Origin of the sequence: Silicimonas algicola (genome assembly GCF_003148765.1) — a bacterium.
Lineage (GTDB): Bacteria > Pseudomonadota > Alphaproteobacteria > Rhodobacterales > Rhodobacteraceae > Silicimonas > Silicimonas algicola.
On sequence record NZ_QGGV01000001.1, the window covers coordinates 764,905 to 789,653 of the forward strand.

Consider the following 24,749-nt stretch of genomic DNA (forward strand, 5'->3'; position numbering starts at 1 on the left):
GGGATCGAGAGCCGGACGGATGGCGGGTCTCCTCCTCTCGTCCTACAGGCGGTCGCCGCGCACGAGGAAGCGCCCGTCGATGCGCAACGCCAACGGCTCGCCTGAGATCGGGGGCGCACCCTCGGCCACGGGGCGCTGGGCGTGGATGTGGAGATGCGGCTCGGCCGAGGCGCCGGAATTGCCGACCTCGCCCAGCCTGTCGCCGACGGCCACTGGGTCGCTCGGAGCGACCGTGACGCTGTTCCGCCGCATATGCGCCAGAACAATCTCAGCGTCTCCACAGCGCACGATCACATGGTTTCCCAGTCGGTTGACCGAATCCTGCTGCGGCACCTCGAAGTCCGGCATGCCGGATTCGGCGGCGACCACCGTTCCGGCGCAGGGTGCGCGAAGCTCGGCGCCGAAGATCGCATAGGCAGCCGGGTCGGCCGGCGACCAGCCGCTGGCCCGCAGCCCCCACCGACCCAGACCGATGAAATCGACCGCATAGGATTGGCCGCGCCACGGCAAGTAGCGTTCGACGCCTGGATCGAGCGTGCGCATGTGCGCGTTGACCAGCGGGGTCGAGCCTCCGCTGGCCACGAGATAGCGCCCCGGTCCGAAGGGGGTGGCGATATCGACGACCTCGACGGGCGGGGGGCTGCGTCCTGCCAGTGCCTGCGCGCCGTACCATCCGCCAAGCCCTAGCAGGATCGCCGACAGGGCGATGCCGGCGTATCCTTTCGGCTCGTCGGGAAGCAGCGGCGCCCCCGCGCCAGGCCTGCGCAGGACCCAGGCCAGAACGACCACCAGCCAGAGACCGCCATAGACCCAAGGAAGCCACCAGACCGGAACTGCCCATGACGCAACCCGCGCCAGCGCGAAGAGGAACGCGCCGGTGCCCACCGCTTGCAACCCGCGACCGGCAAGACTGCCGGCGGGCAGGAAGGCCAGCCATGCGATCAGAGCAAGCGGCAGGGCAACCTGCAGGGCGAGGATCAGGGCCGTCATGGGTGCACCTCCGGAAATTGCCTTACAAACCGCCGCCGAGGACAACAAACCGAGCCGCGACGGGCTTGGCAGATCAAGCTCTTCTTACATGGCCGTGCTACCGGTGCCCGGTCCCGTTCTTGGCCTAGCGCATCGCAGCGCGCCGCATAGTCTCATCGAGCCCCGGGAACCGGGACGCATCAGGCCCCTAATGCCCATCGAGCGGTGCCCTTGCGACATGTCGTATGGCCGCCATGGCACAGGGCGGACCGACAACCTCGAAGACGACGGTGCCGGCGACGGTCAGCGTGAGAATGGCCGGGCCCCACTCGGGCACGGTTTCCGCCGCCACAAGTGCCATTCCGACCGCGACACCCGCCTGGGGCAAAAGAGCCGGGCCGTAGGCATGGCGTTCCGATCCCGGTACGCGGCCGAGGCGCGCGCCGACTTCGCCCGCAGCCAGACGCGCGACGAGGCGCAGTAAGATATAGGCGACGGCGATCCAGCCCATCGACGTCAGCGCATCCAGCTCCAGGGATGCGCCGGCCAGCACGAAGAACAGGATCATGAACGGCCACTCTATGTTTTCGATCTCGTGGAAGGCGTAGTCATGATGACGGGCCAGGTTGGCGATCAGGGCACCCGCGGTCATGCCTGCGAGCAGGAAGGACACTTCAAACCACATCGAAAGGCCCGTCGTCAGGAAGACCACTGCAACAGCCTCGGTCTGAGACGGTTCGCCCGGTGCCAGTCGCCCTGTAAGGAGCGCCGCAGGTAGTCCCATCGCGGCGCCAAGGAGGATGGCTCCGCCGATGTCATGGGCAGCCCCGGCGAGTGGTTCGACCCAGCCGCTCGTTTGCGTGACCAGAGCGAGACAGACAGCAAAGACCAGCAGACCCCAGATGTCGTCTATTCCGACGATGCCGTTCAGAGTCTCGGTGAACCTGTTGCGGACGCCGGACTGGCGGATCACATCCGCGATGGCTGCCGGGTCCGTTGCTGTCGCAATGGCACCGAGCAGAAGGGCGAGACCAGGATCCAGACCCAGGAGGACGAGTCCTCCCCAGACAAGGACAGTGGTTCCGGCCACCACACACAGAGAGATCGCCATGATGGCTCGACCGTGACGGCTCAGGTTCTCGCGGGTCAATTCGCCGCCGATCAGGAAAGCGACCATGGTCAGGGCAACCGCCGAGATCGCCTCGAACGAGGCTGCCCAGGTGGATGTCGGCAGCATGTCCAGGCCCGATGAGCCGACAAGCAACCCGAGAAGGAGCAGCATGGTCACACGCGGCAGCCGGATCGCTCGACTGACCTGGTCGGCTGCCAGTCCGCCCATGAAAAGCATCCCCAGCGTGATCAGAAAGACGCTGTGCTCCACGTCACCGGCGCCCTGGTCCGGGCCGGCGGAGCGTCGACCGGCGTGCATCGACCACTAGCGCAACAGCCCCATGGCATCCATGTCCCTGCCAAGCGCGGTGCTCATGTCCTCGATGGAATCGTAGAGCAATTCCAGCATGTAGGGCGGGTTGTGCGCGTAGTTTCCGGGGTCCGCCGTCACGAGCTTCCAGTTATAGGCAGCACGCAAGCTGCGGGGAGTCCATGACTTGTAGGCGGCGGGTCCGCTTGCCGTCTGATCCATGACGCCGTCGCCGTTCGCATCCGCGAAGAAGTAGGGATAGCGTGTGCCGTCGTAGACGAGGGGAGCCTTTGCCACTTCGGCTGAATAAGTCTTGACCAGCTCGAGCAGCGCGGCGGCGTTAGCCTGGATATCTGCACGGATGCCCTTGGACGTGTCGCCGCTGCCGTCGTAACTCTGTCGCGAGATGCGGATGCTCTGCGGATCGTCGGCCTGATGGCACGTCAGGCACGGCTCGAAGGCGATTTCCAGCGTGTGGGGATCGTGACAGGAGTTGCAGCTCGCCACCGGACGAGCATGGAAGAACCGGCCGGAGTAGTCCTTCCCGTCGTAGTGAAAACCGGAGCCGCCATAGCCCCCGAGCCACGTCGCGGCGGCAGTGGCGTAGTGCGGGTTGATGAACCGGAGGTCGGGGTTCGGGGTGTCGACGTCGAGCCCGGCAACTGCCTCGACCACGTCCCTGCCTGCCGTGCGCCCCTGGTGGCAAGTCATGCACGACGCCTCGACGCCCAGCACCGGATGCAGGAGACCGCTGGGAAAGGCCACTTCCGTCACATCTGCCAGACCGGCGTGATGGCAGGTGCCGCAATCGACGACACCGCCGGTGTTGATCGGCCCGTTGACGACATCGGCCTCGGTTCCGTCGAGGCCGTGGTAGTCACGAAAGCCTTCACCGGAATGGCACGTCGCGCAGACCGCAGTGATTTCCTCTTCCGCGTCCCAGTGACGGAACGCCTCTGCAGCGGCATCGGCATGAGCAGAGCGAAACCAGTCGGAGATCGCCTGGCTGTTTTCCACCTCGACTTCCGCTGGGTTGAACGGTCCCGCTTCCGGAATCGCGAAAGGAATCGTCACTTCCTCTTCGGCTGCGCCCGGCGCTTCGGTCTCTGCTTGACCAAGCACCGCATGGCCGCCTGCAAAGACCGCGAAGCCCGCCATGACGATGACAAGAGGACGAATGACTCTCTGGATATCGGGCATCTTGGAACCTCCGGCATCGGGATAACACTAGCCACTCTAGCAGAGTTCGCTCCCCGTGACTTGAGGCGTATCAAATGACTCCGCGCCGGAGTGTGTTACACGGGCTGCATGGCTGCACTGTCTATCCGCTCGGGTCTTGCCCCTCGTTTCCCTTCTCCTTCTCTTGGACCGCTGGAAGAAAAGGTCTCGATTACTGAAGAAGCCGGGATTCGCCCGTCTCCCGGTGAAGCGCCGCGCGTTTCCGTCGAGGTCGCGGAAGGAGCGCTGGTGCAGCAGGGCGCAGCGTTGGCCCGTCTGCACAAGGCGTCGGACGTCTGCTTCGTCGCGCCAATGCGGGCGCGCGTCGCTCGCATTGAATTGTTGCAGGGGCACAGGCTGGCTGAGATCGTGTTGTTTCGCGAGCCTGAAGACGAGGCCGTCCGTCACGACACATCCGGCGCTGACAACGAGGCGGGATTGCGCCGACTGATGCAGACCGCCGGCTTCTGGCCGTGGCTGCGGCGCAGACCCTTCGGTGGAATGCCGGGAGCGGACGAACGGCCCGCCGCCATCTTCGTCATGGCCACCGATACGTCCCCGCTTGCGCCCGACCCGCGTATGGCGATCGAAGGGCAGGAGGAGGCATTCGGGCGCGGGCTTCACGCGCTGACCCGTCTGACTGACGGTCCCGTCTTCGTCTGCCAGCAGCCGGGGCCGCCGCTCTTTGACGGCGTACCCGCGCGCGGTCGTCTGCGCTCCGTCGACAGCGGTCCGCGCCATCCACAGGGCGCGCCCGGTCTTCGCATCCACACACTTTTCCAGGCCAGCATCGAGGCGTCGGTCTGGGACCTCCACGCCGAGGATGTCGCTCATCTGGGGGCTTTGATCGCGACCGGAACCCTGCCCATGTCGCGCCTCGTCAGTGTAGGCGGGGCGGCGCTCCGTGAAGGACGACTGGTGCGCACACAACCCGGCGCGGACCTCCGAGGCCTGACGCACCGCGTCACGAAGCCGGGTCCCCATGTGGTCCTGTCGGGATCGCCGCTCGACGGACATCCGGCTCGTTGGCTCGCACCGCGTCACCGGCAGGTCACGGTTCTGCCGGGCGTGAAGAAGGGCCCGCAACGGCATTGGCTGATTGGCGCACTGACCCGATCCGCTGCACCGAAACCGGTCATACCAAACGCGGCCATCGATCAGGCATTTGCCAATGCGCTTCCTGCAGTGGCCTTCGTCCGGGCGTTGATGTCCGGCGACGAAGAAACGGCAATGAAAATGGGGCTGCTGTCACTTCTCGAGGAGGACGTGGCGCTCGCGGATTATGTGCTTGGAGGCGAGATGCATCTCGCTGCGGCTCTGCGTGCCATGCTCGACCGCGTCCGCTCGGAGTTCGCCGAATGACTCGCGGCATCTGGACCCGTGAGACGGTCGTGCTGATGTTGCTGGCGTCTTACCTGCCGTTGACACTGTTCTGGTTGTGGTTCGGCGGCGTCGAGGCCCTTCTGCGTCTCGGTTTTGTCGCACTCGTGCTGGCGTTCTGGAACCTTGTCTTTCTGCTGGCACGGGCGCAGCCGATCTCGCTGGCTTTCCTGATCACGGCCCTGGCGGTCGCGATGCTGGCGCCGGAAGGGCTGGGGGTGCTTCGGTTGGCCCTCGCCATCAGCTTTGGCGCGGTGATGGGAGAGCTGGTCTTCGGGGGTTGGGGCCGCAATGTGGTGAACCCGGCGGTCGTGACGCTGTCGTTCCTGGGCTTCGGCTTTCCCGGATTTCCCTGGCCCGAACTCGCTGCGCCTGTGACCTGGGCCGCCATACCGGCAGCGCTCATCGGGGTGGCAACCGGCTCGATGTCTCTTGGTGTCGTCGCCAGCGCTGCCATTGTGGCAGTCGGCGCCGTGGCGACGGGTGCGTTGCCCCCGACAGTCGCGCCTGTTGCGGGGATCGTGCTTGTGCTGCTCGTGGCAGATCCGGTCACCAGCGCCACGACGCTGTTCGGGCGCTGGCTGAACGGGGCGCTTTACGCAAGCCTCGTGACCCTGTTCGCCGGGGGCTGGCACGGGGCCGCGCCGGTACAGGTCGCCGTGGCCGCAGCCCTTCTGACTTCGCTCGCGGCGCCTCTGCTTGATGAGATGGCGCTGGGGATCTGGTATGAACAGAGACGGAGACGACATGGCCGAAACTGACCGGAACCCCTGGCGGCGGTTCCTTGCCTTGCCCAACGAAAGCCGGGCGAAGACCCTGATCGTCGCGTTCCTCGTCGCGTCCATCTGCGCTCTCCTGGTCAGCGGCGCCACCGTGTTGCTGCGCCCGATCCAGACGGCCAACCGCGCGGCTGAGGAGCAGGCCCGGATCGAAGCTCTGCTCCGCGGCATTCCGGGCATGACCGACCTTCTGGCGCAGTCGGGTGGCGCGCTCTCCACCGTCGTGGTCGAGCTTGCCAAGGGACGCGCGGCATCGGACGTCACAGCCGCCACGCTCGACGACGCGCTGGCCGATACGTCGAACTGGACCGCGCTCGAGGCGAGCGCAGACATCGCGGGGCTCCGGCAGCGACCCGACTTTGCCCAGATATTTCTGCTGCGCGAAGGCGGCGACATCTCGCTGCTGCTTCTGCCTCTCACCGGTCAGGGCTATGGCGGGCGCATTGACGCGATACTCGCGCTGCGTGGTGACCTGAACACCATCGCGGGCATCGCCATCACCGGACATTCCGAAACTCCCGGTCTTGGCGGACGGATCGAGGAGTCATCCTGGCAGTCCAGTTTTGCTGGAACCGAGTTGCGCGACGCGTCGGGGGATCTGCGCTTTGCAGTAGCACGCGGCGAGGCATCGGGCCCCTACGAGGTCGACGGCATCACCGGCGCAACGCGAACCGGCCGCGGGGTCGCGAACATGGTGCGTTTCTGGCTTGGGCCCGATGGCTATGGTCCGCTGATCCGCGCCATCGAACGAGGGGAGTTCTAAGTCATGGCCGCGCGCATAGATTTCTGGGCGACACTGACGGACCCGCTGCTTCGCCAGAATCCAGTGACGCTGCAGATCCTGGGCATCTGCTCGGCGTTGGCGGTGACGACATCGCTGGCGACTGCGCTGACAATGTCGGTGTCGCTGACCCTGGTTCTCACGCTGTCGGCGGTTCTCATCAGCCTGATACGCCGTCACATTCCCGACACCATCCGGCTCATCGTCCAGATTGTCATCGTCGCGTCGCTGGTGATCGTGATCGACCAGATCCTGCAAGCCTATTTCGCCGAGATCAGCCGCGCCCTCTCGATCTACGTCGGCCTCATCACCACGAACTGCCTGGTGCTGGGCCGCACGGAAGCCTATGCGCGCCACCATGCGCCGGTGCCCGCCGCCGTGGATGCTTTCGGCAACGGGCTGGGATATTCCCTTATACTGCTAACTCTCGGCGGGGTGCGCGAACTCTTCGGCCGGGGTCAGCTGTTCGGCTGGCAGGCATTTCCCCTGGCCGATGCCGGTGGCTGGTTCACGCCGCTGGGCCTGATGCTCTTGGCACCCTCGGCCTTCTTTCTCTTGGGTGGGCTGGTCTGGGCGATCAGGTCGTGGCGTGTCGAACAAACCGAAGCGCTTGAACATGTGCCGCCTGCGCGAACGATGACGGTCGAATGACGGATCTTTGGTCCCTTTTCCTGTCTGCGGCTTTCGTCGACAACATGCCGCTGACGCTGTTTCTGGGGCTCTGCACTTTTCTGGCTCTGTCGAAGCGCCCTGAAAGCGCACTTGGCCTCGGGATTGCCATGACCGGCGTGCTGGGCGTGACAGTGCCGTTGAATTGGCTGATCTACCGCGGACTGCTCGCGCCGGGAGCCTGGACCTGGGCCGGCATGCCCGAGCTTGATCTTTCCTACCTGTCGCTGATCGCCTTCATCGGTGTTATTGCGGCGACCGTCCAACTCCTGGAGATGCTGCTCGATCGCTTCTTTCCGGCCGTGCATGCCTCGTTCGGTGTGTTTCTGCCGTTGCTGACCGTGCAGTGCGCGATCCTCGCGGGAAGCCTCTTCATGGTTGACCGTTCGTATGGCTTTAGTGAATCCGTGGTCTTCGGTTTGGGTAGCGGGCTCGGATTTGCTGTCGCTGTCGTCATGCTGGGCGCCATTCGCGGTCGGCTGGCCTATGCCGATCTGCCTGCAGGACTGCGGGGGCTTGGCATCGCCTTCATCCTGACCGGGCTCATGTCTCTGGGCTTTGCCTCCTTCGCACAGATGGCGATGTCGCAATGACCGAGATCCTCCTCGGCAGCCTGGTGATCATGGGCCTTGTGGTCGGCCTTGCAATGGGACTGCTGGCCTTTCGGTCCCGTTTGCTTCCTTCCGGCGATATCGGCCTGGACGTCAACGACAGGATGCATCTGCGCGCGAAACGGGGTGTGAGACTTCTGGACGTGCTGCACGGTTTCGACATCCCCATTCCGGCGGCGTGCGGCGGGAAGGGCACCTGCGGACTTTGCCGCGTCACGGTCTTGGGAGACGGTGCGGGCACCCCGCAAGCCACAGAACGCGGCGTGCTGTCGCCCAGGGAGCGCCGCGCCCATGTCCGACTCGCCTGCCAGACCACGCTGAGTGGGGATTGTGCCGTATGGGTGCCGGATGGCATCCTCAGCGCCGGAAGCGGTTTTGCCTGCACTGTCGCGTCTGCCAGGATGCTGGCGCCGCTCATCCGCGAAATCGTTCTGAACATGCCTGACGACCGGCTATCGACGTTCCGTGCCGGTGACTTCATGCAGATTACCGCGCCGGCCTATCGACTGGACTTTGCGACACTGGAGCTGCCGGAGCCGTTCCGTGAGCCTTGGGAGATCGCGGGCTGGAGTGAAATGCGTGTCTCTTCCGAGGCTGCCGTGACCCGGGCCTATTCTCTCGCCAACAGGCCCGAGGATGCCGGCACCGCCGTGTTCAACATCCGCCTCGCCGTTCCGCCGCCGGGGCGCGAGACCGAGATCCCGCCAGGCCTTGTCTCGTCCTGGTTGTTCACGGTCAACCCGGGCGACAGCGTCACGGCCTCCGGCCCTTTCGGTGATTTCCACGTCCGGCCCGGCACGCGGGAAATGATCTTCGTCGGCGGTGGCGTCGGGATGGCACCGCTGCGCGCGATGATACATCAGGAACTTGCGGGCGGCACCGACCGGCGCATTCGATACTTCTACGGCGCGCGCGCGGCGGCCGACCTGTTCTATTCCGAGGAATTCGAGGCGCTTGCCCGTCAGCACAAACATTTCAGCTGGAGACCGGCCTTGTCCGACCCCGCCCCGGGCGACCGCTGGACCGGAGCCTCCGGCTTCATACATGAGATCCTGCAGGCAGAGATGACCCGTCATGCCTCGCCGGAGGAGTGCGAATACTACCTCTGCGGACCTCCGGTGATGATTTCTGCCGTGCTTGCCACGCTGCAGAGGCTTGGGGTGGAGCCTGATGCCATCTTCTACGACGATTTCGGAGCCTGACCATGAAAAGAGCCAACTTCTCACGGCGCGAAGCTATCGGACTGCTGGGTGCGGCGCTCGCTTGTCCCTCACTGGCCCACTCTGCAACGCCAGAAAGGCTGGAGGGCAATGCATTCGGCACGACCTGGCGAATTGTCGGCCCGTCAGACGCCGGGCTCGCCCGGCTCAGGCCCGCACTTGACGACTTGTTCGCCGGCATCGACGCGGAAATGTCGCCGTGGCGAACCGACAGCGATATCAGCCGCTTCAATGCCAGCGCGCAAGGCGGAGCGGCGAGTGAAGAGATGCTCCGGGTGACGCAGGCTGCACTTGGACTTGCCGGGGCCAGCGGCGGCACCTTTGATCCCACGGTAGGCCCTCTCGTCGCTCGCTGGGGTTTTGGCCCTATCCTGCGCGGCGGCGGACCGGACTGGCGCGGCATTCGCATCGAGGGCGGCACCATCGTCAAGTCGCGGGGCGAATTGACACTCGATCTATGCGGCATTGCCAAGGGCCGCGCCCTCGACAGGGCTGCCGAACTGGCGCGATCGCACGGCCTCGAGACTGCCCTGCTCGATCTGGGCGGCGAACTCTCTGCGTTAGGTCGCCATCCCTCCGGGCGTGACTGGCAGGTCGCCGTGGAACATCCTGTGCGGTCCCAGTCCGCCGCGGCACTGCTGCACCTGCCGGACGGCATGGCTGTCGCCACGTCAGGCTTGTCTCAGCAAAGCTACTCGGTCGGAGCAAGCATATGGGGTCACATCATCGACCCGGCTGCCGCCGCTCCGGTGCAGGGACGCTTGCGCTCGGTCACGGTGTTGGCAGCCGACGCGATGACCGCAGATGGCTGGGCCACGGCCCTGTTTGCCGCAGGCGACGACGCCGGGCCGGCGCTGGCCCGGGACCGCGACATTGCCGCGCTGTTCCTGTTCGAGGAAGAAATGGCTCTGCGCCGCATCGAGACGGGCAGCATCAAAGACGTGCTTGCGTGAAAGGAAAACGTCCATGATGGAAATCATCTTGGCAACGCTGGTCATGGTCTTCGCGGTGGCAGGACTCGGACTGGGCCTGCTTCTCGGGCGAGGACCGGCTCTGACCAGTTGCAGCGCCGCGTCCTGCCTGCCCGAGGGTCGCTGCACCGATTGTCCCTTGCGCCGATCCGACAGGGACGTGCCTGAATGACCGAAGAAGTCATCGCGTCCATCATGCGTCGGGACTTTCCGGACCTGGTTGCGGGCACGCCTATACGTCGCGCTGCCGCGCTGCTGGTGGAAACCGGCGCCGCCGCCGCTCCTGTCCTTGGGGACGACGGCCGCCTTATGGGAATCCTTACTCAAAAGGACTGCTTCCGCGCCGCGCTCCATGCAAGCTACTACCGGGAGTGGAAAGGCTGCGTTGCGGATCACATGACGCGCGAAGTCATTTTCGTGGACGTAAAGGACGAGCTTGTGAGAGTTGCCGAGATGTTTCTGAACCACCCTCACCGCGTGTTTCCGGTGAGCGACGGAACAGGAATTGTCGGGCTCGTCGAACGGTCGGACGTCCTCGCAAGATTGATCCGCATGAGTTGACGCGGGGCTTGGTGCCCGAAACCCCGACCGGGGGCCGCAAGAAGAAGCTCTTCGGACGCTCGCTACCTTTGGACAAGTTCGTTCCGGGTTCGATTTTCTGTGCCGCATGTGTTGCAGTACGGAAGTCCATCCATGAGTTCTTCGATTGCCTCAGTGTCAGACTTGGGCGAGACGACGCCACTGGCTCGTCTGGCGTCAGTGCAACGTTCGTGAAGGAGATGAGAAATGGCTCTAGTCTACGGGTTCCTGCTGGTTGCCGCGCTCGGGATCGGCCACCACTACGGCATGCTCGCCGTTCGCGGGATAAAGCCGGATGCGGACGACAGACCGCAGGCGGCGATCATCGTGACGTTTCTCGGCCTGCTGGCGCTCCACACGATCGAGATCCTGGCCTTCGCCGGAGTCTACAAGGTGCTGCTGAGCTGGGGCGGCCTGGGAGACCTCGGCGGCAGCTACGACGCGAGTTGGGATGGGTTGATCTACTTCTCCGGCATCAACTTCGCCACCCTCGGTTACACGCAGATCGAGACCAGCGGACCGATACGCATGATCAACATGATGCAGTCCCTGGGCGGATTCATGGTGCTGACCTGGTCGGCGACCTTCCTTTATTCAGTCTGCGAACGAGCTTGGCGCGAGTAGCATGGGAGGCGAGACTCGTTGCGCTCGAAGCAGCCCTATGTCTGGACGATCACCTGGGCGACTTGGGGTCAACACCGGCTGTCGTTTGCAGGCACCGTCTGCGTCCCGCCGAAGTCGACGGTCGATGTGTCGCTCGATCCAGGCGAAACCGCACGCTGGATGCTGCATTGTCACCACATGCCGCACCTTGCCAGCGGCATGATGACCGTGCGGGCAGTCACGGCATCAGCCTGATCCGGAGTGGTTGTTCGGACCCAGCGTCCCGATCTCACGATAGTGATCATGTAATGTCCTGCCCCATGTTGTCGTGAGGTCGGTGCAAAAGGCGCATCCTAGGATTGAAAATCAGGAGGATGAGACATGAACTGGAACGACATGAACTTCGGAATGGGTTTCGAAATGGGGTTTGGCTGGCTGTTCGGCCTGCTGATCCTTGTGCTGGTGGTCTTGGCCATATCGGCGCTGATCAAGTATCTTCGGAAATGAAAGAAAGGACTGCGCAATGACCTACACTATCGATCGAACGATCTCCGGCGCTGGGATCGACGACGTCGACGCCAGGACGCGAAAGGCACTGGCGGACCACGGCTTCGGTGTCCTGACCGAGATCGACGTAAAGGCGACGATGAAAAAGAAGCTCGACGTCGAGATGCCAGCCTATCGAATCCTCGGCGCCTGCAATCCGAAGATGGCGTATCAGGCCATCGGGATAGAGCCGCGGGTTGGCGCGATGCTGCCGTGCAACGTCATCCTGCGTGAGGTCGAGGGTGGCGTCGAGATCAGTGCCATCGACCCTGTGGCATCGATGCAGGCGGTCGAGAATGCCGCGCTGACGGCCGTCGCGGGCCAGGTCCGAGACCTGCTGAGGAAGGCCGTCGAGGCGATCTAGATGAGTTCGCGCGCCCGCACCCTCGCAGGTCTGGCGATACTCGGGGTCGTTCTTCTTGGCCTTTGGGCGGTCGAGCCTTCGGTGTTCGACGAGGCACGTGACCTTCTGGACGGGGAACGTCTGGAGAGGCTGGTGGCACGCGCCGGCGTCTGGGGGCCGGTGGTGGTCGTCGCGCTCATGACCTTGGCCGTCGTCGCCAGCCCAATCCCGAGCGCGCCAATTGCGATGGCGGCCGGCGCGGCCTATGGGCAGCTCTGGGGCACCGTGCAGGTCGTGATCGGCGCTGAGCTTGGTGCGCTGGTCGCGTTCGGCCTCGCCCGGGTTCTGGGACGTGACGTCCTGCGGCGGGCCTTTGGCGACCGCGTCGATGTGGGACTGCTCGGGTCGCAGACGGCGCTGACGGCGACGGTATTTGCCAGCCGCCTGATGCCCTTCCTGTCCTTCGACATGATCAGCTACGCGGCCGGCCTCAGTCGGCTCCATGCCTGGCGATTTGCCTTGGCGACACTGGCAGGAATCGTCCCGGCGAGCTTCCTTCTCGCCCACTTCGGGAATGTGGCGGTGGGCGGAGACCTTGGTCGGGCGACATGGGCGGTGCTGGGCCTTGGCCTTGTGACAGGGGTGCCGCTGCTCTGGGTGGCGATGCGGAGAAGACCTGGCGAGGACACGCGAACCACGGCCGAGTCGAGCGACCGGTAGAAAGGGCTTGAGCGCACAGAAACTGAAACCCGGAAGACTTGCCGAGTCCGGCCCGGTTGCTGCGCTCGACACTCGTCGCAGCGGTTTCCGCCTTAGCTATCCTTGTGTTGGCGAACGGGGAGATCGTCGCCGACTGCGATGGCGAGCGTGGGTGGTTCCGGCGCAAGTGCGACAGCGAACATGCCGCTGATCTACAAGACAACGGGCGGCGAGCCCTGCTGGACGCCCGTCGTCGGTGGAGTCAGGCGCCGGTCCCGTTCGCTCGGAGGCGGCGACCCGCTAAGGCGATGCCTAATGCGATGAAGCCCGCTGCGATCAACCCGTAATCCTGAGGCACCGCCAGCAGGACAGCCGCCGACCCGCCGATCACCGACCAGCTGGCGGGAATGATCAGCAACCAGCGCACGGTCTTCCAGTCCCCAAGAAGCAGCACACCGATGGTGAAGATCGTCGTCGGGCAGGGCGCGACCCCGAAGACAGGTATCGCGGGATAGCGATGGCCGAAGGCGAACCCGAGCAGCGGATAGAGGATCATCGCGAAGACGATGAGGGCACCCGCGATCCACCGGACTCCCGATCCGGCATGTCCGAACACTGCGCGCTCGCGGGAGAGTAGTGGCGCTACGGCAAGCAGGACGGCCTGAACCACGAAAAGCGCGGCGAACACTCTGGCTGCCGGATTGACCGGGGCGAAGTGCATCCAGTGATACCCGATGCCATTCATCACCCACATCGCAGACAGGACGAGGAAGATGCCCGTGTCGGCCATCCTCGACGGACGCCACAACATCGCGACAACAGCGAACCCGCCGACATAAGCCGCGATCTGAAGTGGCCAGATCGCCGTGTTGTAGGCGGCGAATACGGCGAAGAACTCCTCGACCGAGAAAGGCATCACGGCACTCCTAGTCTCACTGGCTGCATCGCACTATGCGCCCAAGGGCGAAGCTGCGCCTTGCGGCAGGTCAACGGAAGGATAAGTCGAGACCCGGCAGATGGAGTTGGGGGCCCGCGACGGTCCCCCCGCCCATCACCTTTGTCATCCCGAGCCTCGGGCATTGAACAGCTCTCCAAGGTTATTCTGATCCAGTAACGTCGGCCACGCAGCCAACTGGTTGGTCGGCGCTAGTTCCCGTGCGACATTCGAGTTATGTCAAAGATGCTTGCTCTCTGGAGAGGCGATCTCCCTTTGGACGTTGCGTTCTGGTCTTGGACAGTGCTTGGGGGGCTGCTTGTGAACATCTCGACGAGCATCGGCTTCCTGGCTCTGATCAGCGCCGATCTTGCCTGGCCCGCGGTGTTCGTGGGCTATGGCCTTTCCGTGCCCTACAACGTGGTGGCGCTGGTCGGCGTCTGGAGATCGGCAGCAAAATACGAAGGGCCGCCGGCCTACGGCCAACTCGCCCGAGGCGTGAGCATGATGCTGATGGCAGTCCTGAGCCTGACGTAAGGGACACGCCTGGTGAAAGAACAGGAAGATTCTACCTGCGAAAGCGTTGCTTCCTGTCCCTGCGGGACAGTCTCGCCGTGCCTAGGGGTACAGTACGCCGCCGACCGCTGGTCGCGGCTTGGTAGCCGTCTCGGGAAGCGGGATGAAATCGGCCTCATCGCCGGGCACGGTATCGAAGCGGCCGCGTCGCCACTCCTCCTGCGCCTGCTCGATCCGTTCCCTTCGTGAGGAAACGAAGTTCCACCATATCCAGCGCGGACCTTCCATCGGCTCGCCCCCGAAGAGCATCACGCGCGAAGCGGTCATGGCCTTGACGACGATCTGGTCGCCCGGTCGGAGCACCAGAAGCTGCGCCGGCCCGAAGCACTGGCCCGCAACGTCGATCTCGCCCGCGATGGTGTAGAGCGCGCGCTCCGTCACCGAGGGCTCGACCGAAAACCTCGAACCCGGTGCAAGTTGCACGTCGGCGTACAGCGTCTCGGATGCCGTCACGAGCGGTGAGCGCGATCCGAAGGCCTGCCCGGCGATGAGACGCGCCGTCATGCCTCCGTCCTCGATCACGGGCAGAGCCGATGCGCCGTGATGAATGAAGTCTGGATCGCTTTCTTCCTGGGCCTCAGGCAGCGCCACCCAGGTCTGGATGCCGAAGAGGCGCTGGCCGGTCCTCCGGCTCGCTTCGTCCGTGCGCTCCGAGTGGACGATCCCGCGACCGGCTTTCATCCAGTTGACGGCCCCAGGCTCGATGTCGAGATCCGTGCCAAGGCTGTCGCGGTGTCGGATCTTGCCTTCGAACAGATAGGTAACGGTGGCAAGGTTGATATGCGGGTGCGGACGCACATCGATCCCCTCGTCGGTCAGGAATTCGGCCGGGCCCATCTGGTCGAAGAAGATGAAGGGACCCACCATCTGGCGCTTGGTGGATGGCAGCGCGCGGCGCACCTCCATCCCGCCAAGGTCCACGGCGCGGGGCACGATCAGCGTCTCGACGGCATCGACCGTGTCGGGCGCGCCAGGTTTCGGGTCGGGGCAGGGGCTCCAGCTCATAACATTGTCTCCAGCTTCAGCCTTTCAGCACGTCCTGCCATTCCGCGTGGCGCGCGATCTGCGCCTTGGCGAAGGGACAGAGGGGGATGATCGAGCGGCCTTCGGTACGTGCATCCTCGACGGCACGTCGTACCAGGGCCTGTCCCACCGAGCGGCCGCGCATGGCGTCGGGAACCTCCGTGTGATCGATAATGATCATCGTCTCGCCCGCCCGCGAATAGGTCATCTCGGCCTCGGCCCCGTCGATGCGGACGACGTACCGTCCCTTGCTCTCGTTTTCCTCTCGTTCGATGTGCAGTTCTTCCCGTTTGGGGTCAGTCATCGATTCCTCCTGCTCGAGATGCTTAGGCTGGCGGGATTGAGTGGGCCGGAACGCCAATTCTCGTCACCCTGTGACAGCAGCGTTGAATCAGAACCCATGCCTGGTCAGTTCCTTCGCGATGCGTGCGCGGGACGTCGAGTGGCGGGTTGGGAAGGCCGCGAAGTAATCGGCCGCGCTCGCGTCCGTCTTGCTCCGAAGAATATCCTGACGCAGATGCTCCGCGCGCTGTTGCCGTCCGGCCAGCCCGTTGGCAGCAAGAGCGATCATCCCGATCAGGTAATGCGCGCCGGGCTGCGTCGCTGCCCGGTCTCCCCAGTCGGCAGCGGTCTCGTAGTCCTCCTGCTGCATCAGCAACTGTGCCCGGACGCCGTATATGCCGTAGAGCAGCGGATCGAGAGGGCTGAGGCGCAGCGACGTGTCGAGCGCCCCAGTCGTAGCGTCAGCGTTGCCCGTCAGCATCGCGGTGAAGGCCGAAGCGTAGAAACCCTGGGCGTAGTTCGGATTGAGGGTTGTCGCCCTCGATAGCCAGTGCGCAGCAATCTCCGGCTGGTCGGTCAGCCAGAACGATCTGCCCATGGTGAAGTTCGCGAACGGGTCGAGCGCGTCCAGTTCCAGCGCGCGTTCCGCGTGTTGCCGGGCGAGACGCGCCGCCGCGGATGTTTCGGGATCGAGGCGCAGGAACGCGGTCAGGAAGCTGGTGAAGGACAGACCCGCATGCGCGCGGGCGAAGTGCGGTTCGGCTGCGACGGCGCGTTCGAAACACGCCCGCGCGACCGCCGTGTCGGTTGCGGTGAAACGGTAGAGATGCCGCAAACCGACATGGTAGTTGGCCCAGGCATCGCGATTTTCAAACGTGCTCCGTTGAGCAATGCGGGCCTCGTTGAACGGTATATGCATCTCGAGCGCCGCAATGAGCTGGGCGACGATCCGCGATCTGAGGTCGTCTATCGCGTCGAGCGGCGAGACGAGGTGGTCGGCCCAGAGCACCTGCCGCGATCCGGCCTCCAGCAGCTCGAGGCTCACCGCGGCCCCGCCGCCGCGGCTCTCGATGATTCCGCTCAGAATGTAGCGCGCCGACAGGGCTTCCGCGACCAGAGCGAGATTGGCCTCACCGATGCCGAAGCGGAACGAGGAACCACGCGCAATCACGGCGAGCCAACGGAGCCGGGACATCGCTTCGATGATCTCGTGAGGGATCGCCTCGGCGAGCACCTCGAGGTCCGGATCTGCGCCAAGCTGCCTGAGAGGCAGAATTGCAATCGATGGCATTCCTGGAAGGTGATCGGAGACGGACGGCGCCGCTGAGGCTGCGTCCGCGCGCGCCGGTGTCTTCTCCGTTACCGCCGCAATGAAACGAAATCCTCTTCCATGAACCGTCTGGATCATCTCCTGACGCGCACCGTCGTCGCCGAGGGCCTGACGCGCCGAACGGATACGGCTCGAGATGCTGGCGTCCGAAACGGCCTTTCCCTGCCAGACTGCCTCCACGACCTCGTCCTTTGAGACCATGCGGTCACGGTTCTTGACGAGGTGAATCAACAGGACAAGCACCTGCGGCTCGAGCGCAACGGCGACGCCGCGGCGGACCAGCTGGAACCGCTCCGCGTCGAGATGAAACTCTCCAAAAGTCCAGTCCATACGCATGAATACAAGAAAATTGCGGCGTTCTACAGGAGTTCTTCAGGGTCTCATCAAGCGCGGGGCGCAACAGTCGGTAACCTTGACCTCAGTGGGCGGATATCTCCCGCCAGCAGTCAGAGAGGGAGAGAAGAGACATGCCGCAAGCAGCAATCGAAACCCGCCGGTTCGAGACGCCGGATCAACGCCTCGATATGAAAGATCGGGGCGGTATCTCCATCCTCCAGATGGCGGATGGCAGCACCGGGATGCACGCCATTTTCGAGAAGGGCTGGACCTGGGAGGTCGACGAGAAGCCCTTGCTCGGATCGCCCGATTCCTGCCCGATGCGCCACACGGGTTACTGCATGTCAGGAACGCTCGTGGTGCGAATGCTCGAGTCGGGCGTCGAGACGACGATCGTCAAGGGCGACTTCTTCGAGATACCGCCCGGTCATGACGCCTACGTGGATGGGGACGAGCGGGTCGAACTGATCCTCTTCGCCCCACCCGATCATCAGCACTGATCCGGCACGGGTGCCGTGACAGCCTGCCGACAACCCTGAACAGAACCGGAGAATGGCCATGGATGCCATGACAGCGCACACCACCACGGGCCGCGGCCGTCTTTACGCCAGCCTGCTCGACACGATCGGCAATACACCCGCGATCAGGATCAACCGCATCGCACCGAAGGGCGTGGAGCTTTACGTCAAGGCCGAGTTCTTCAACCCGGCCGGGTCGGTGAAGGATCGGCTGGCGCTAAGCATCATCGAGGAAGCCGAACGGAATGGCAGCCTGCGACCCGGCCAGACGGTTGTCGAAGCGACGTCGGGCAATACCGGGATCGGGCTCGCCATGGTCTGCGCGGCAAAGGGCTATCCCCTGGTGGTGACTATGGCCGACAGCTTTTCGGTCGAGCGACGCAAGCTGATGCGGATGATGGGCGCGAAAGTCGTTCTCACGCCAAGGGCTGAAAAGGGACTGGGCATGTATCGCAAGGCAGTAGAGCTGGCCGAGGCGAACGGCTGGTTCCTCGCCCGGCAATTCGAGACCGACGCCAACGCCAGAATTCACGAAACGACCACGGCGCAAGAGATCCTCGCCGATTTCAGGGGCCATCGCCTCGACTACTGGGTCACCGGCTATGGGACCGGCGGGACTGTGACAGGCGTGGCCCGCGTGCTTCGCCGTGAGCGCCCCGAGACGAAGATCGTGCTGTCCGAACCCGCAAACGCCCAGCTCCTCGGCAGCGGTCATGTCCAGGCGCGGAATGCGGATCACTCGCCCGCCGAAAGCCACCCGGCCTTCGAGCCGCATCCGATTCAGGGCTGGACGCCGGACTTCATTCCGTACGTGCTTCAGGAAGCGGTGGACGACCGGCTCTACGACGAGCTGGTTCCCATTGCCGGCCCGGATGGCATGGCCTGGGCGCGGCAACTGGCGCGATCCGAGGGCATCCTCACTGGCGTCTCCGGTGGATCGACCTTCGCCGTCGCCATGAAGATCGCCGAGCGGGCGGACGCCGGCACGGTGATCCTGTGCATGCTGCCCGACACCGGCGAACGCTACATGTCCACACCGCTCTTCGAGGCAATTCCCGAAGAGATGACCGAGGAAGAGGTCGGTCTGTCCCGTTCGACACCCGGTTACCGGTTGGTGTGAGCCATGCCGGACTCGACGGAAACGCTTGATCCATCGGATTGGGACGCCCACCGCGCCGTTGCGCACCAGATGGTGGATGATGCCGTCGACTATGTTCGGGACGTCCGTTCTCGGCCCGTCTGGCAGGACATGCCGCAGGACGTGCGCGCGCGATTTCGCGACGGGGTTCCCGAGAAAGGCCAGCCGCTGCAAGAGGTTTACCGCCAGGTCGTCGCGGACGTTCTGCCTTACCCGATGGGCAACATCCATCCGCGGTTCTGGATGTGGTTCATGGGGGCGAGCAACTTCACCGGAGCGCTCGGCGATTTTCTCGCCGCCATCCTGGGCTCCAATCTCGGTGGCGGCGACCATTCGGCGGCCGAGATCGACAAGCAGGTCGTGTGCTGGATGAAGGAGATGGTGGGCTATCCGGAGTCGGCCAGCGGGACTCTGGTTTCGGGCGGCTCGATGGCAAATCTCATTGGCCTGACGGTTGCGCGAAACCGGATGTCGGGCATCGACCTGAGAGAACTGGGTGTCGGCGGGATGACGGCAGCCATGCGGTTCTACGGGTCCGATCAACTCCATTCCTGTCATCGGATCGCGGTCGAAGCGATGGGGCTGGGGAACCGGGCGCTGCGTCGCGTGCCGTCCGACGCGGCATGTCAGATGAACCTCTCCGCGCTGCGCACGGCAATAGCCGAGGACCGGGCATCCGGCCTTCACCCGGCCGCCGTCATCGCGACGGCGGGAACGGTGAACACGGGCGCCATCGATGACCTTGAGGCCATTGCCGATCTCTGCACCGCGGAAGGCCTCTGGATGCATGTCGACGGCTGCATCGGCGCGCTTCTGGCCATCGCGCCGGAAGGACGTGCGCTGGTGCGCGGGATCGAGCGCGCGGACTCCATCGCTCTCGATCCGCACAAATGGCTGCATGCGCCGTTCGAGGTCGGCTGCGCGCTGGTGCGGGACGCCGAGGCGCATCTCGCCACCTTCTCCGTCACGCCGGAATATCTTGAAGCCGCGCCGAGGGGCATTGCCTCGGGCGCCTGGCTGCACGATTTCGGGCTCCAGACATCCCGTGGCTTTCGCGCGCTCAAGGTCTGGATGGCGCTGAAGGAACACGGACTCGAGAAGTTCGGGCGGCTCATCGATCAGGACCTCGCCCATGCACGCCATCTTTCGAAACGGATCGCGGCCACGCCGAACCTGACGCTGTGTGCTCCGACTGTCATCAACATCGTCTGCTTCCGCTACGATCCCGGCGGTCTGTCAGAGGACGCGCTCAAACGACTGAACATCGAGATCATGGTGCGGATGCAGGAGTCTGGCATCGCCGCCGTGTCCGACACGACCGTGCAGGGCCGCCATAGCTTGCGCGCCGCCATCAACAATCACCGGACGACACCGTCCGATCTGGACATTCTGGTCGAAGAGGTCGCGCGACTGGGCAAGGCACTGATCGACGATGGGGCAGGCTAACGCACCTTTGCGAGGGCAGGGGCGCTCCCGCCCACCTTCTTCCAGGTGGAAAGGCAGGGATCGCCCAGGTTGCCAGCGTCCTTCAAGAGAGAGCACGTTGCCAGACCATCCTCCGGCTCGCCTCGTCGCAGAATGCGCCGGTTCGCGTGGAGGCTCAGCGGGCGTCGTCCATCCTGTGAAGCTTCTCGACACGGCGGCGGAAATCTTCGTCGGTCGAGAACTCGGCCTTCAGATACGCTTCCACCAGGTCGTGGGCGAGCCAGGGGCCGACGATCTGGGCTCCGATGCACATGACGTTGACGTCGTCATGCTCGACCGATTGATGGGCCGAGTGGATGTCGTGACAGACAGCGGCCCGGATGCCCTTGACCTTGTTGGCGGCGATCGAGGCGCCGACCCCGGTCCCGCAGACCAGCATCCCGCGCTCTGCCTTGCCAGCCGTCACCGCCTGCGTGACCTTCTGGGCGATGTCGGGAAAATCGACGGGCTTGTCGTCGAAGCTGCCGACGTCCTCGACCTCGTGGCCGAGGTCCTGAATGTGCTTGATGACGGATGCCTTGAGGGGGAACCCGGCGTGGTCTGATCCGACGACGATGCGCATAGAAACCTCTTTCGGTTAGCGGAGCATTCTGGGAAGCCAAAGGACGAGATCGTCCGCGAAGGTGATGATGCCGAGCGTCACGAGCAGCGGCACATAGAAGGGCAGAAGGGCGCGCAGAAGCTGTCTCAATGTGACGCCTGCAATCTGCGAGACGAGAAACAACGACAGGCCCATGGGCGGGGTCAGAAGTCCCAGCATGAGGTTGAAGATCACGACGATGCCAAGATGCACAGGGTCTATTCCTGCAGCGACGAGTGGCGGCGCGATGACCGGGACGACGAGGAGGGTCGCCGTCGTGGAATCCAGGAACATACCTGCGATGAAGAAGATCAGGTTGGCGATCAGGAGAAGAACCATCGGATCGCTCGAGAACTGCAGGATGAACTTCGAGAAGTCCTGCGGGATCTGCTCGACCGCCAGGATCCAGCCGAAGAGCGAGGCGACCGCGACAATCACGAGAATGGCGCTGGTGGACCTCAGCGTCATCAGCATCGCGTTCCAGAGATGGGCGAAGGTGAGCTCGCGGTAGATGAGGCCGCTGACCAGCAGGACGTACGCGGCCGTGACGGCTGCGGCTTCTGTCGGCGTGAAGAGACCCAGCATCATGCCCGAGATCATCAGGACCGGCGCCATGAGAGCGGGAAGCGCGGGGAGCAGCGAAGCGCCCAGCTCACGCGCCGTGGGCCACCGCTCGGAACGTGGCATGTCGTGGAGGATCGCGATTACAGCCGCGGTCGACATCAGGAGAACGATGCAGATCAGCGCCGGAACGATACCCGCAATCAGCAGCTGGATGATGGAAACGCTTGTCACCGACCCGTAGACGATCAGCGGGATCGACGGCGGAAAGATCGGACCCACAACGGCGGAGGCGGCGGTGACCGCTGCCGAAAAGGGCGCAGCAAAGCCGCGCTTCTTCATGGCCTCGATTTCAATCCGCCCCAGGCCGCCCACGTCGGCCAGCGCGGCGCCGGACATCCCCGAGAATATGAGGCTCGAGAAGATGTTCACCTGGGCGAGCCCGCCGGGGATCCGTCCCACGAGGGTATCTGCGAACTTGAAGATTCGCTCGGTCACGCCCGCGAGGTTCATCAGGTTTCCGACGAAGATGAAGATCGGCACGGCGACGAGCGGGAAGCTGTCCAGCGCGTAGGTCACGCGCTGCGCGAGAAGGCCAAGCGGCAACCCTTCGATCAGGACGTATGCGATTGCCGGAAGCAGGATCGCATAGACCACCGGAAAGCCCAGCATGAACAACGCCAGGAACGCGAGGATGATGGCGAAGCCCATCTCTCAGAGACTCACGGTCGTCTGCTTCTGCGGCGGCTTGCGGAAATGAAACAGATGCACTGCGGCGGCGCCGGCAAATCCCAGGAAGGTCGCGCCGAGGAAGATCCAGAAGGGGATCTTCAGGGTCGGAGTCGCGTTGTTGAGGTTAGACGAGATGTTCAGCGCCACCACCACAGCCACGAACGCACAGGCGATGACGGCGAGGATCGACGAAATGAGAAGGATCCCCCGTCCTGCCCGGTCCGGAAGGCTCTCTCGTATCTCTCCCATGACGATATTTTCGCCGGCGTCGACAACGAGGGGATAGGCGGCGAAGACGGTGCAGATCAGGAGGAACCTCGTCAATTCTTCCGCGCCCACGATCGGTGCGTTGAAGACGTCGCGCATGATGACCTGGACGCAGGGCACGGTCACAAGCGCGCCGAGGAGCAGGACGCAGACCACCTCGAGAAGCTTTCTGAGCATCGATCCTCTCCCGGCGGGAAGGGCGGGCACGACAGCCCGCCCGTCCAATCCTTATTCGACCGCCATGATCTGATCGATATACGGCGTGTATTCCGGGAAGTCGGTGTTGATCTGCGCAAGCACCTTCTCGCGGAAGGCGTCGAGGTCCAAGCCGTTCTCGACAGTCGTGAACGTCATGCCGTTCGCCTTCAGTTCCTCGATGAGCGCGCCCTCGCTTTCCTGGGCCCACTGCAGCGATTCCTCGGCTTTCTTGTCGAGAACGTTGGTTATCGCGGTGCGGTGTTCTTCCGTCAGCTCCTGCCACACGTCCTCATTGATGAAGACGGCCAGAACGGACTGCATGTGACCGGTCATCGCGACGTGGCTTTGAACCTCGTAAAGCTTGTTTGCCGCGATCATCGTCAGCGGGTTTTCCTGGCCGACGACCAGCCCGGTCATCAGTGCGGTGGGAAGCTCCGACACCTCGACGGGCGTCGGTGTCGCGCCGAATCCGGTCACCATCGAAATCCACAGATCGAGGGGCACCGCGCGGAACGGCTTGCCGGCCATGTCGTCCGGCGACTTGATCTCGAAGTTGGACGAGATGTGGCGAGCGCCGCGGTAGATGCGGCCGATGATCCGCACTCCGCCTTCCTCGACCAGGCGCTCGTTGATCTCCTGGAGTGCCGGAGATGTTGCCGGGTTCGTCGCCGCGAGCGCCTGCGCCCCGTCGCGGTAGATGAACGGCGCGTTGAACACCGCGACGTCCGGCACGATCCTTGCCAGTGATGCGAAGTCATGGTGACCCATCTGGATCGTCCCCATCCGGACGCCGTCGACCATTTCGGCCACGTTCCCCAACTGGCTGGCGGGGAAGACCTGAACCGTCACTTCGCCGTTTGTCGCGGCCTCTATTTCGGCCGCGGCCTCCGTCGCGTAGCGCGTCTGGATATCGCCCTCGGCGCCGACGTGGGCATAGCGCAATTCCTGGGCAACAGACGGCACGGCCATGAGCGCGAACGCGGCCGCACCTAGAATGGCCTTCGGATTCAGTCTCAGCATTTTCATTCCTCCCTTGGTGATTTTTTCTGCGAACTCAGTCTGACTTGCGGCGATACTCGTCGATGAGGCTTTTCCGGCGAAGCTCATCGCCGATGGCGAAGTGGTCGCGGAGCCTGCGGTCCGCTTCATCCGGATCCTTGCCGACGATGGCCAGGAACACCTCGCGGTGAGCGTCGACCAGGTCCCCGATGATCTCGCGCGACCTGTAGGTCGTCTTCCGCCGCTCGACGTGGCTTTCCCTCAGAAGGCTCGACAGTGCGGCATAGAGGGTGGTCAGCGAGCGGCTGTGGCTCGCCTCCACCAGCGCCTGGTGGAACATGAAGTCGGCGTTCCCGCCCTTTTCAGGGTCATCGAGGGTTTCCATCAGGACTTCGAGCCACTTGCGCATTTCGGCAAGGTCCTGGTCCGTTGCGCGCCCGCAGGCCAGGCGAATGGCCTGGCATTCGATTGCGATGCGCGCCTGCATCACGTCGCCCAGAACGTCCTGTTCCTGTGACAGGCAGAAGGTGAAGAAGTCCGTCAGGACACCGAAATCGGCCTTGCCGATATACGTGCCGCTGCCTTGCCGCGTCTTCAGAAGGCCGAGCATGGTCAGCGACTTCAGCACCTCTCTCAGAAGCGGGCGTCCGACCCCGAGTTTCAGAGCCAGGTCGCGCTCGGGCGGAATGCGGTCCCCGACCCGCAGGCTTCCCGATATCAACTCCGACCGGAAGTAGCCGATGACACGGTCCGAAGGGCTGCCTTCGGGACGCAATGCGACGTTCATGTGGTCTTGCCAATCTAGTTTCAGGCTTCAAGAATCGAGAGTAGATGCCGGAATATTCCCCTGCAAGTTCGAAGAAAATTGGTAAGACCAATACCGTTTGCTGCAGGAGGAGACGCTCGGCTTCCACAGCCAGTTAGACTGGCTGCACCTCCTCCGGAGTTGGGGAATCTCTTTCAGCAAGCGGAAGTCTGTCGCGCGACAGGACGCTGCGGCAG

The 24,749-nt window shown here is 64.0% G+C and carries 29 protein-coding genes and 2 pseudogenes; 18 read left to right on the forward strand and 13 right to left on the reverse strand.

Annotated features, from left to right (window positions below; all coding sequences use genetic code 11):
- Positions 1–42 precede the first annotated feature (42 nt).
- The 3 genes from C8D95_RS03905 to C8D95_RS03915 form a co-directional block, all read right to left on the reverse strand.
- On the reverse strand, positions 43–990 hold the full coding sequence (locus C8D95_RS03905) for a M23 family metallopeptidase (RefSeq protein WP_109757794.1): 948 nt from the start codon (positions 988–990) through the stop codon (positions 43–45).
- A gap of 187 nt (positions 991–1,177) precedes the next feature.
- Positions 1,178–2,350: a cation:proton antiporter gene (locus C8D95_RS03910; protein WP_109757975.1), complete on the reverse strand. Its 1,173-nt coding sequence runs from the start codon at positions 2,348–2,350 to the stop codon at positions 1,178–1,180.
- Between the two features lie 54 nt (positions 2,351–2,404).
- Positions 2,405–3,589 carry a cytochrome c3 family protein gene (locus C8D95_RS03915; RefSeq protein ID WP_241239807.1) on the reverse strand — a complete coding sequence of 395 codons (1,185 nt, stop codon included), beginning with the start codon at positions 3,587–3,589 and terminating at the stop codon, positions 2,405–2,407.
- 267 nt (positions 3,590–3,856) lie between these two features.
- Between C8D95_RS03915 and C8D95_RS03920 the strand changes: the two genes are divergently transcribed.
- The 14 genes and pseudogenes from C8D95_RS03920 to C8D95_RS03975 all read left to right on the forward strand — a co-directional run bounded on the left by C8D95_RS03920 (position 3,857) and on the right by C8D95_RS03975 (position 12,809).
- Complete coding sequence (locus C8D95_RS03920) at positions 3,857–4,969, forward strand: Na(+)-translocating NADH-quinone reductase subunit A (protein WP_249033307.1); 1,113 nt, start codon at positions 3,857–3,859, stop codon at positions 4,967–4,969.
- Positions 4,966–5,748, forward strand: a complete 783-nt coding sequence (locus tag C8D95_RS03925) for an RnfABCDGE type electron transport complex subunit D (protein ID WP_109757796.1) — start codon at positions 4,966–4,968, stop codon at positions 5,746–5,748. Before C8D95_RS03920 ends, C8D95_RS03925 begins: the two co-directional genes overlap by 4 nt.
- Positions 5,735–6,529: an FMN-binding protein gene (locus C8D95_RS03930; protein ID WP_109757797.1), complete on the forward strand. Its 795-nt coding sequence runs from the start codon at positions 5,735–5,737 to the stop codon at positions 6,527–6,529. The genes C8D95_RS03925 and C8D95_RS03930 overlap by 14 nt, the downstream gene beginning before the upstream one ends.
- 3 nt (positions 6,530–6,532) lie before the next feature.
- Positions 6,533–7,198 carry an NADH:ubiquinone reductase (Na(+)-transporting) subunit D gene (locus C8D95_RS03935; protein WP_109757798.1) on the forward strand — a complete coding sequence of 222 codons (666 nt, stop codon included), beginning with the start codon at positions 6,533–6,535 and terminating at the stop codon, positions 7,196–7,198.
- Positions 7,195–7,809: an NADH:ubiquinone reductase (Na(+)-transporting) subunit E gene (nqrE, locus tag C8D95_RS03940; protein WP_109757799.1), complete on the forward strand. Its 615-nt coding sequence runs from the start codon at positions 7,195–7,197 to the stop codon at positions 7,807–7,809. Before C8D95_RS03935 ends, nqrE begins: the two co-directional genes overlap by 4 nt.
- A complete protein-coding gene (gene nqrF / locus C8D95_RS03945; RefSeq protein ID WP_109757800.1) occupies positions 7,806–9,029 on the forward strand; it encodes an NADH:ubiquinone reductase (Na(+)-transporting) subunit F in 1,224 nt (407 codons plus the stop codon). The genes nqrE and nqrF overlap by 4 nt, the downstream gene beginning before the upstream one ends.
- A 2-nt stretch (positions 9,030–9,031) precedes the next feature.
- The gene (locus C8D95_RS03950; protein WP_109757801.1) at positions 9,032–10,000 is read left to right on the forward strand and encodes an FAD:protein FMN transferase; all 969 of its coding nucleotides are present in this window, start codon (positions 9,032–9,034) and stop codon (positions 9,998–10,000) included.
- A gap of 13 nt (positions 10,001–10,013) precedes the next feature.
- Positions 10,014–10,190 (forward strand): hypothetical protein, encoded by a 177-nt coding sequence (locus C8D95_RS21910; RefSeq protein ID WP_164721574.1) that lies wholly within the window; start codon positions 10,014–10,016, stop codon positions 10,188–10,190.
- Complete coding sequence (locus C8D95_RS03955; RefSeq protein WP_109757802.1) at positions 10,187–10,579, forward strand: CBS domain-containing protein; 393 nt, start codon at positions 10,187–10,189, stop codon at positions 10,577–10,579. Before C8D95_RS21910 ends, C8D95_RS03955 begins: the two co-directional genes overlap by 4 nt.
- Positions 10,580–10,804: 225 nt before the next feature.
- Entirely contained in the window at positions 10,805–11,221 is a 417-nt protein-coding gene (locus C8D95_RS03960) for an ion channel (RefSeq protein ID WP_109757803.1), read from the forward strand.
- 93 nt (positions 11,222–11,314) lie between these two features.
- Positions 11,315–11,455, forward strand: a pseudogene (locus C8D95_RS03965) (multicopper oxidase domain-containing protein); the annotation flags it as partial.
- 126 nt (positions 11,456–11,581) lie between these two features.
- A complete protein-coding gene (locus C8D95_RS22710) occupies positions 11,582–11,707 on the forward strand; it encodes a hypothetical protein (protein WP_277601035.1) in 126 nt (41 codons plus the stop codon).
- A gap of 16 nt (positions 11,708–11,723) precedes the next feature.
- Positions 11,724–12,110 (forward strand): DUF302 domain-containing protein, encoded by a 387-nt coding sequence (locus tag C8D95_RS03970; RefSeq protein WP_109757805.1) that lies wholly within the window; start codon positions 11,724–11,726, stop codon positions 12,108–12,110.
- The gene (locus C8D95_RS03975; RefSeq protein WP_109757806.1) at positions 12,111–12,809 is read left to right on the forward strand and encodes a TVP38/TMEM64 family protein; all 699 of its coding nucleotides are present in this window, start codon (positions 12,111–12,113) and stop codon (positions 12,807–12,809) included. It abuts the gene before it with no gap.
- Between the two features lie 241 nt (positions 12,810–13,050).
- On the opposite strand, the gene C8D95_RS03980 is transcribed toward C8D95_RS03975, so the two are convergent.
- Complete coding sequence (locus C8D95_RS03980) at positions 13,051–13,704, reverse strand: DUF6064 family protein (RefSeq protein ID WP_206508432.1); 654 nt, start codon at positions 13,702–13,704, stop codon at positions 13,051–13,053.
- Positions 13,705–14,043: 339 nt separating this feature from the next.
- Here C8D95_RS03980 and C8D95_RS03985 point away from each other — a divergent pair, with 339 nt between their 5' ends.
- Positions 14,044–14,259: a hypothetical protein gene (locus C8D95_RS03985; RefSeq protein WP_241239808.1), complete on the forward strand. Its 216-nt coding sequence runs from the start codon at positions 14,044–14,046 to the stop codon at positions 14,257–14,259.
- 81 nt (positions 14,260–14,340) lie between these two features.
- Here C8D95_RS03985 and C8D95_RS03990 read toward each other — a convergent pair whose 3' ends face one another.
- The 4 genes and pseudogenes from C8D95_RS03990 to C8D95_RS22900 form a co-directional block, all read right to left on the reverse strand.
- Entirely contained in the window at positions 14,341–15,303 is a 963-nt protein-coding gene (locus C8D95_RS03990) for a pirin family protein (RefSeq protein WP_109757809.1), read from the reverse strand.
- A gap of 16 nt (positions 15,304–15,319) precedes the next feature.
- Positions 15,320–15,625 carry a GNAT family N-acetyltransferase gene (locus C8D95_RS03995; RefSeq protein WP_109757810.1) on the reverse strand — a complete coding sequence of 102 codons (306 nt, stop codon included), beginning with the start codon at positions 15,623–15,625 and terminating at the stop codon, positions 15,320–15,322.
- An 87-nt stretch (positions 15,626–15,712) separates the two neighbouring features.
- A complete protein-coding gene (locus C8D95_RS04000) occupies positions 15,713–16,837 on the reverse strand; it encodes a hypothetical protein (RefSeq protein ID WP_241239809.1) in 1,125 nt (374 codons plus the stop codon).
- 198 nt (positions 16,838–17,035) lie between these two features.
- Positions 17,036–17,269 (reverse strand): annotated as a pseudogene (locus C8D95_RS22900) (winged helix-turn-helix domain-containing protein); the annotation flags it as partial.
- Between the two features lie 131 nt (positions 17,270–17,400).
- On the opposite strand from C8D95_RS22900, the gene C8D95_RS04005 reads away from it, so the two are divergent.
- The 3 genes from C8D95_RS04005 to C8D95_RS04015 all read left to right on the forward strand — a co-directional run bounded on the left by C8D95_RS04005 (position 17,401) and on the right by C8D95_RS04015 (position 20,371).
- Positions 17,401–17,769: a cupin domain-containing protein gene (locus C8D95_RS04005; protein WP_109757812.1), complete on the forward strand. Its 369-nt coding sequence runs from the start codon at positions 17,401–17,403 to the stop codon at positions 17,767–17,769.
- A 67-nt stretch (positions 17,770–17,836) separates the two neighbouring features.
- Entirely contained in the window at positions 17,837–18,907 is a 1,071-nt protein-coding gene (locus C8D95_RS04010) for a PLP-dependent cysteine synthase family protein (RefSeq protein ID WP_206508495.1), read from the forward strand.
- A gap of 3 nt (positions 18,908–18,910) precedes the next feature.
- Positions 18,911–20,371, forward strand: a complete 1,461-nt coding sequence (locus C8D95_RS04015; RefSeq protein WP_109757814.1) for a pyridoxal phosphate-dependent decarboxylase family protein — start codon at positions 18,911–18,913, stop codon at positions 20,369–20,371.
- 154 nt (positions 20,372–20,525) lie between these two features.
- Here the strand turns inward: C8D95_RS04015 and rpiB are convergent, their stop codons facing one another.
- From rpiB to C8D95_RS04040, 5 genes are read right to left on the reverse strand one after another with little or no spacing between them, the layout of a single operon-like run.
- Entirely contained in the window at positions 20,526–20,972 is a 447-nt protein-coding gene (gene rpiB / locus C8D95_RS04020; protein WP_109757815.1) for a ribose 5-phosphate isomerase B, read from the reverse strand.
- Positions 20,973–20,987: 15 nt separating this feature from the next.
- Positions 20,988–22,262 (reverse strand): TRAP transporter large permease, encoded by a 1,275-nt coding sequence (locus tag C8D95_RS04025; protein ID WP_109757816.1) that lies wholly within the window; start codon positions 22,260–22,262, stop codon positions 20,988–20,990.
- Positions 22,263–22,265: 3 nt separating this feature from the next.
- Positions 22,266–22,727, reverse strand: a complete 462-nt coding sequence (locus tag C8D95_RS04030) for a TRAP transporter small permease (protein WP_109757817.1) — start codon at positions 22,725–22,727, stop codon at positions 22,266–22,268.
- Positions 22,728–22,778: 51 nt separating this feature from the next.
- Complete coding sequence (locus C8D95_RS04035) at positions 22,779–23,768, reverse strand: TRAP transporter substrate-binding protein (RefSeq protein ID WP_109757818.1); 990 nt, start codon at positions 23,766–23,768, stop codon at positions 22,779–22,781.
- 34 nt (positions 23,769–23,802) lie between these two features.
- Positions 23,803–24,534, reverse strand: coding sequence for a FadR/GntR family transcriptional regulator (locus tag C8D95_RS04040; RefSeq protein WP_109757819.1), 732 nt, complete (start codon positions 24,532–24,534; stop codon positions 23,803–23,805).
- Positions 24,535–24,749 lie beyond the last annotated feature (215 nt).